The organism is Streptomyces tricolor, assembly GCF_002155905.1.
Classification (GTDB): domain Bacteria; phylum Actinomycetota; class Actinomycetes; order Streptomycetales; family Streptomycetaceae; genus Streptomyces; species Streptomyces tricolor.
On the sequence record NZ_MUMF01000543.1, the window covers coordinates 472 to 7,115 of the forward strand.

Genomic DNA, 6,644 nt, shown 5'->3' on the forward strand with positions numbered 1-6,644 from the left:
AGGACGGCCCGCACGGCGAAGCGCAACCGCGCCCGCCCGGGGTCCGGAGCCACGAACATCCTCTTCAGCACTGCTGCCCTCCCCTGGGAACACCGACACAGAAAAGGCGCCGCGGGGATCCGCAGCGCCATCGACACGTCCATGAGAGCATCACCGAGGTCACTGGCTCAAGTGTGCTCCGATTCACTGAGCCATTGGCTCAGCACCGGCTCGGCACGTCTGCCCACCGGAATGCCAACGGACCAGGTCGCACGGCACGGGCGGCTTCGGCTCGCCTGGGCCATTGGTACAGTCGTCCATCATGGCCGTGGACGCACTCGACACCCGCATCCTGCGGCTGCTCCTGGAGCAGCCGCGCACCAGCGTGCGCGAGTACGCCCGCATCCTCGGCGTGGCCCGCGGCACGCTCCAGGCCCGGCTGGACCGGATGGAGCGGGACGGTGTGATCACGGGCACGGGCCCCTCCCTCTCCCCCGCCGCACTGGGGCATCCGGTGCTGGCGTTCGTGCACATCGAGGTCACCCAGGGCCATCTGGACGACGTGGGGGACGCGCTGGCCGCCGTACCGGAGATCGTGGAGGCCTTCTCGATCACCGGGGGCGGAGATCTGCTCGCGCGGGTGGTGGGCCGGGACAACGCGCATCTGGAGGATGTGATCCAGAAGCTGATCAGCCTCCCGGGCGTGGTGCGCACCCGCACCGAGGTGGCGCTGCGCGAGCGCGTCCCGTACCGGCTGCTGCCCCTGGTGGAGTCGGTCGGCCGGGCGACGCGCGCCTGACGCTTGGCATCCTGAACGCCATGAGCGATCTCGACACCCTCTCGGTCATCTTCGATCTCGACGGAACGCTGGTGGACAGCGAGCCGAACTACTACGAGGCGAGCCGGCAGGTCCTGGCCGAGCACGGCGTCCCGGGATTCAGCTGGGCGGACCATGAGAGCTATGTCGGCATCAGCACCCGGGAGACCGTGACGATCTGGCGGGAGCGCTACGGCCTGCGCGCCTCGGCGGCGGAGCTGCTGGCCGCGACGAACCGCCGCTACCTGGATCTGGCCCGCACCCGCACGCGCGCGTACCCGGAGATGCGCAGGTTCGTGGAACTGCTGGCCGCCGAGCGCGTCCCGATGGCGGTGGCCTCGGGCTCGTCCCCGGAGGCCATCGAGGCGATCCTTGCGGGCACCGGCCTGGCGGCCCACCTGGGCACGGTGGTCTCGGCCGACGAGGTCCCGCACGGCAAGCCCGCCCCCGACGTCTTCCTGGAGGCGGCCCGCCGGCTGGGCGCGGACCCGGCCGACTGCGTGGTCCTGGAGGACGCGGCCCCCGGCGCGGCCGCCGCCCACGCGGCCGGCATGCGGTGCATCGCGCTCCCCTACGTCCCCGCCCAGGCGGACGCGCCCGAGTTCACCACCGCGTCCCTGCTGCTGCGCGGCGGCCAGGCGGAGTTCTCGGCGCGATCGGCGTACGCATGGCTACGGGACGCGGCCCGCGGAGCGACCACCCGCTGACATGGCGCCCCTGTCGCGACGCACCCTTCTCCAAGCGACCACGCCCGCGGCTACGACGTGAACCGGCTGCTCCAGGCCTTCCGGGCGAACGCGGGGCTCGGCACTGCGCGGGTCCTGCCAGTACGTCGACCTGCCCGGCGGAACACTCGGCGACGCGACCGCGGTGACGCGACCGCGGTGACGCTGTCCGCCTGGGTGAAGCCCGAGCACGACGCGAACCGGGTGCTGGACTTCGGCGACGACACCACCCGGTATCTGTGTCTCGCCGTGTGCAACGTCGGCGGGGTGGTCCTCGGCGGTCGCGACTCCGGCGTCGCCGATCCGGCCCTCCCCGACGGGACCACGCTGCTCGACGCGGTGGGGGCCGGTGCACCCTTCCGGAGCAAGGGCGCGCTGGTGGCTCGGGTGGGGAAGGTCGTCGACGCCTGGATCGCCGGGGGGAGGCTCGGGCGCGCCGACGGTTACACGGTGTGGCGTACGGCGCGCAGGGCGTCCTACGTGCCCTGAGGGGCCGGTGGAGGCGCCGTTGCGGGGTGACGCCGCGGTGGTTCACCGTGCGAGGTGGGCCGTGACTGCATAGCGTGACCCCATGAGCACGGAACAGACCCCGACCGCCCCCGACGAGCGGCGGTGGAAGGCGCTCGGGGTCTGTCTGGCGGCGGGCTTCATCTCGCTTCTGGACACCTCGATCGTGAACGTCGCGCTGCCCTCGCTGGAGCGCGGCCTCGGAGCCTCGGAGGCGACCCAGTCATGGGTGGTCTCCGGGTACGCCCTCACGTTCGGGCTCGCGCTCGTCCCCGCGGGCCGGCTGGGCGACATGCGCGGACGGCGCCAGGCCTTCCTGTTCGGGCTCGCCCTGTTCACGGTGGCCTCGCTGGCGTGCGGGCTCGCGGCCAGCCCCGTCTGGCTGGTGGTGTTCCGCCTGATCCAGGGCACTGCGGCGGGCATCGTCGCCCCGCAGACCTCGGGGCTGATCCAGCAGATGTTCAGCGGCGCCGAACGGGCCAAGGCCTTCGGCGTGCTCGGCACGGTCATCGGGGTGTCGACGGCGGCCGGCCCTCTGGCGGGCGGCCTGCTGATCGACGCCGTGGGCACCGACGACGGCTGGCGCTGGGTGTTCTTCGTCAACCTGCCGATCGGGGTGGCCGCCTTCGTGGCGGGGCTCCGGCTGCTGCCCCGCCTCCCGGCGATGGGCAGACACGAGGAGTTCGACCTCTTCGGCGTACTGCTCCTCGGCTCGGGCGTGTTCGTGCTGATGCTGCCCCTGGTGCAGGAGCAGCAGTGGCCCGGACGGGAGAAGTGGGCGCTGGTGCCGGTGGCCCTGGTGCTGCTCGGGGCGTTCTGGGCGTGGGAGAAACGGCAGGGGCGGCTGGGGCGCGCCCCCCTGGTGGACCTGGGCCTGTTCTCGCTGCGCTCCTTCACGCTCGGCGCGCTGATCAGCCTCACCTACTTCGCGGGCTTCACCACCGTCTTCTTCCTGTACGCGCTGTACCTGCAGAACGGCTTGGGTTACAGCGCGCTGGCCTCGGGTCTCACGGTGCTGCCCTTCGCGGCGGCCTCTGCGGTCGGGGCCGCCGCCGGCGGGCGGCTGGTGGTGCGGTTCGGCCGCAAGGTGGTGATCCTCGGCCTCGGCGGGGTGGCGGTGGGGCTGCTCGGGGTGATGGCGGCGGTGGAACTGGTGCCCGGGCGGAACCTGGGCTGGGCGTCGGCGCTGCCGCTGCTCGTCGGCGGCATCGGCTCCGGTCTGACGGTCTCCCCCAACACCACCCTCACCCTCACCCGGGTCCCCGTGCACCGGGCGGGCGCGGCCGGGGGCGTGCTGCAGACGGGCCAGCGGGTCGGCTCGGCGGCCGGGATCGCGGTGGTGGGCTCGGTGTACTTCGCCCACCTCGCCAACCACGGCCGCACCGATACGGCGATGCAGCTCGGGCTGCTCTCCGCCGTCGGCATCATCGTGGTCGCGCTCGTGCTGGCGGTCGCCGATCTGCGGGAACGGCAGGTGCGTCCCGAACCGGAGAAGGCCGGGGAGACGGTCGGGGGCGGTCCGGGAGAGGGCGGCGCCGAGAAGGCGGTGCGGCCCGGGGCCTGAGCGTCCGGGTTCACGACCTGGTCGGGCACGCCGCCTCGTCCGGGCTCACGACCTCCGGCGCGGCTTGCCCCGTTTGGCCGGCTTGGCGGACTTGCCGCCGCCCGTGCGGGCGCGCGTCGTACGGCCCGCCGGTTTCCCGGAGGACTTGGCGGGCGATTTCGCCGCCGGGGACTGCCGGGACCCGCCCTGTTCGGAGCGCTTGCCCTTGGCGTCGGCCGGGGAGCTCGCCGCCGTACGCCCCCTGGTGCTGTTGACCGTGCGCCCGCGGACGATGCCGATGAAGTCCTCCACCAGATCGGTGGTGGCCTCCTCCGGCCAGGACAGGGCGACGCTCGACTGCGGCGCGTCGACGACCGGGCGGTAGGTGAGGTCCCGGCGGTGATAGAGGCGGGCCAGGGACTGCGGGACGACCAGCAGGCCGACGTTGGCCGCCACCAGCTCGATGGCGTCCGGGGTGGTGGCGGGCCGCTCGAAGGCCGGTTCGCCCGGCGGGGCGTCCCAGTCGAAGACGTCGTCCAAGGGGTGGAAGAGCACCTCGTCGGCGAGGTCGGCCAGGGTCACCTCGTCCGCGGCCGTGATCAGGTGGTCCTTGGGGACGACGACCACCGTGGTCTCGGTGTACAGCGGGATCGCGCTGAAGAACGTGCGGTCGACCGGCAGCCGGACGAAGCCCGCGTCGGCCTCCCCCGCGCGCAGCACCTCGGGCGCCTCGGCGGCCGGGACCTGGACGAGGGTGAGCGGGATGTCGGGCAGGCGCTCGTTCCAGACCTTCGCCCACTTGGCGGGCGTCACTCCGGGAACGTACGCGAGCCGGAACGACGGTGAATCCTCCGAGCCTGTCACCAGGCCAGGTTACCGGCCGCCACCGTCACCCTCCGCCACCGGCCGCCGCCGGCCCCCGCAGCCGGTGGCCGGTCCGCCGTCGCGGGGGGGGACCGGCGGTCCGCCGTCACCGGTGGCCGGTCCGCGTCACCGGTGGCCGGTCCGCCGTCGCGGAGGGCCGCCGGTCCGCATCGCCGGTAGCCGGTCCGCCGTCGCCGGTGGCCGCCGGTCCGCGGTCATCGGCCGTGGTCGGGCCTCGCGCACACGGCCGATACCCTTGACGTCATGAAGTCGCAGCAGAGCACCCAGACGATGAAGCCCGCGACCGCGGCGAAGAAGCTGGGTGTGTACCTCCCCGCCACCCCCGCCTCCTTCCAGGAGGGTGTGGTTTCGCGCGCCGAGCTGAACGAGCTGCAGGCCGACCCGCCGGAGTGGCTGCGCGAGCTGCGCCTCAACGGTCCCCACCCGCGTCCGGTGGTGGCCGCCAAGCTGGGCGTGTCCATCGCGGGCCTGGCCCGGGGCGGGGTCACCGAGGCGCTGACCACCGAGCAGATCGAGGCGCTCAAGCAGGAGCGGCCCGAGTGGCTGGAGAAGGAGCGCGCCACCCAGGCCGAGGTCCGCAAGGAGGCCGCGCGGCTGAAGAACCTGAAGAAGGAGCAGCAGGAGGGCGGCGCCGAGCGCGGCTGATCCTTCCGCCCGTCCCGACGCCCTCCGGCTCTGCCCGGGGGGCGTTGTGGGTTCACGAGCAGATCCTCGGACCGGATCCGGCGAGCAGACCCTCGGGCGAGATCCGGGAGGAGAGGCCGGCCGGCGACACCGGACGGGCCGCCGTTCCCCCGTGCCGGCGGCCCGTCGGACGCGTTGCGTCCGACCAGGCCGGTGTCGCCGGTTGAAGTGTGCGACACCGGGGGACCGCGGGGGTATGCGTACAACTACGTACGCCGACGGGGAGGACGGACACGCAAGGCAACCGGAGGGACCCGTGCGGCTGGACAGGGCCTATGAGCGCATGATGGCCGTCGCCGTGGCGGCGCTGCACGAGCGGGAACCCGAGCGGCTGTGGCCGATGCTGGCCGGCACGCTGGCCGAGGTGTGCGGCGGTGAGGCGGTCATCCACAAGCTGGACGACTGGAGCGAGAGCACGGGCACGGTCGGTACGGTGCCCGACGCCGCCGCCGCGGAGCTGGCCCGGCTCGGGGACGCCGATCTGGGGCTGCTGCGCGCGGGCTATCCCTTCGCCGGTCACTACGGGTCCGGGGGCGACCGGACGCCGGTCACCGCACACCGCGCGGTGGGCCGCACCTGGCCGGACAGCCCGATGGCCCGGCTGCTCCGCGAGGTCCTGGACGTCGACCATGTGCTGGGCGTGCCGCTTCCGGGGAGCGGCGAGCCGGTCACCGGATGCCTGGTGTACCGGGCCGGTACGGACTTCACCGACGACCAGCTGGTACTGGCCGAGCGCGCCCAGCCGCTGCTGTCGGCGGTCGAGCGGCAACGGCAGCTGCTGGAGGAGTGGCGGCGGGCGCTGGGCCCGGCCGGCGCTCCGGACCGGCGGGCGGCGGACTGCGCGCTGACCCCGCGCGAGACCGCCGTCCTGCTGCTGCTCACCGATGCGCTCACCGCCGACGCGATCGGCCGCCGCCTCGGCATCTCGGTCCGCACGGTGCACAAGCACATCGAGAACATCTACCGCAAGCTGGGCACCCGCGACCGTGTCGGCACGGTACTGCGCGCCCAGCGGCTCGGGCTGGTCCCGTCGCCGGCTCCGGCGGAGGCCGCCCGGGCCCGCCCCTCCTGACCCGCCGCCGAACCGCCGCACGCGCGTGACGCGCCTCCGAGCCGCCGTACGCGCGTGACGCGCCGCCGTCGGGCCGCCGTGCCGCCGGCCGGCCCGGCACGGCTCAGCCCAGGAAGCTCAGCCGGACCCGGCGGTCGGGGTTGTCCTTGTTGGTGTCGACCAGGCACACCGACTGCCAGGTGCCCAGTTCCAGGCGTCCGCCGATCACCGGGAGGGTCGCGTGCGGCGGGACGATGGCGGGCAGGACGTGGTCCCGGCCGTGGCCGGGGCTGCCGTGCCGGTGCTGCCAGCGGTCGTCGGCGGGGAGCAGCGTGTGCAGCGCCGCGAGCAGGTCGTCGTCGCTGCCGGCGCCTGTCTCGATGACGGCGATCCCGGCGGTGGCGTGCGGGACGAAGACGTTCAGCAGGCCGTCGCGGCCGGCCGCCACCTCCC

7 protein-coding genes and 1 pseudogene are annotated in these 6,644 nt (G+C 73.9%); 6 read left to right on the forward strand and 2 right to left on the reverse strand.

The window, feature by feature from the left end; translation table 11 throughout:
* Window positions 1–301 precede the first annotated feature (301 nt).
* From CCN44_RS33050 to CCN44_RS33065, 4 genes and pseudogenes are all read left to right on the forward strand, one after another.
* Entirely contained in the window at window positions 302–778 is a 477-nt protein-coding gene (locus tag CCN44_RS33050) for an Lrp/AsnC family transcriptional regulator (RefSeq protein ID WP_189397329.1), read from the forward strand.
* Window positions 779–798: 20 nt separating this feature from the next.
* Window positions 799–1,503 carry an HAD family hydrolase gene (locus CCN44_RS33055; RefSeq protein WP_086701919.1) on the forward strand — a complete coding sequence of 235 codons (705 nt, stop codon included), beginning with the start codon at window positions 799–801 and terminating at the stop codon, window positions 1,501–1,503.
* Between the two features lie 285 nt (window positions 1,504–1,788).
* A pseudogene (locus CCN44_RS33060) lies at window positions 1,789–2,010 on the forward strand (hypothetical protein); the annotation flags it as partial.
* A gap of 82 nt (window positions 2,011–2,092) precedes the next feature.
* Window positions 2,093–3,592 carry an MFS transporter gene (locus CCN44_RS33065; protein ID WP_086701924.1) on the forward strand — a complete coding sequence of 500 codons (1,500 nt, stop codon included), beginning with the start codon at window positions 2,093–2,095 and terminating at the stop codon, window positions 3,590–3,592.
* Window positions 3,593–3,637: 45 nt separating this feature from the next.
* Here CCN44_RS33065 and CCN44_RS33070 read toward each other — a convergent pair whose 3' ends face one another.
* Window positions 3,638–4,435 (reverse strand): LysR family substrate-binding domain-containing protein, encoded by a 798-nt coding sequence (locus CCN44_RS33070; RefSeq protein WP_189397328.1) that lies wholly within the window; start codon window positions 4,433–4,435, stop codon window positions 3,638–3,640.
* Window positions 4,436–4,699: 264 nt separating this feature from the next.
* On the opposite strand from CCN44_RS33070, the gene CCN44_RS33075 reads away from it, so the two are divergent.
* Together CCN44_RS33075 and CCN44_RS33080 are read left to right on the forward strand one after the other, a co-directional pair.
* Window positions 4,700–5,101 (forward strand): DUF5997 family protein, encoded by a 402-nt coding sequence (locus CCN44_RS33075; protein WP_059247897.1) that lies wholly within the window; start codon window positions 4,700–4,702, stop codon window positions 5,099–5,101.
* 295 nt (window positions 5,102–5,396) lie between these two features.
* Window positions 5,397–6,212 carry a helix-turn-helix transcriptional regulator gene (locus CCN44_RS33080; RefSeq protein ID WP_086701927.1) on the forward strand — a complete coding sequence of 272 codons (816 nt, stop codon included), beginning with the start codon at window positions 5,397–5,399 and terminating at the stop codon, window positions 6,210–6,212.
* Between the two features lie 103 nt (window positions 6,213–6,315).
* Here the strand turns inward: CCN44_RS33080 and CCN44_RS33085 are convergent.
* Window positions 6,316–6,644, reverse strand: a 329-nt coding sequence (locus tag CCN44_RS33085) for a YjbQ family protein (protein ID WP_086701930.1), incomplete at its 5' end; no start/stop codon positions are given.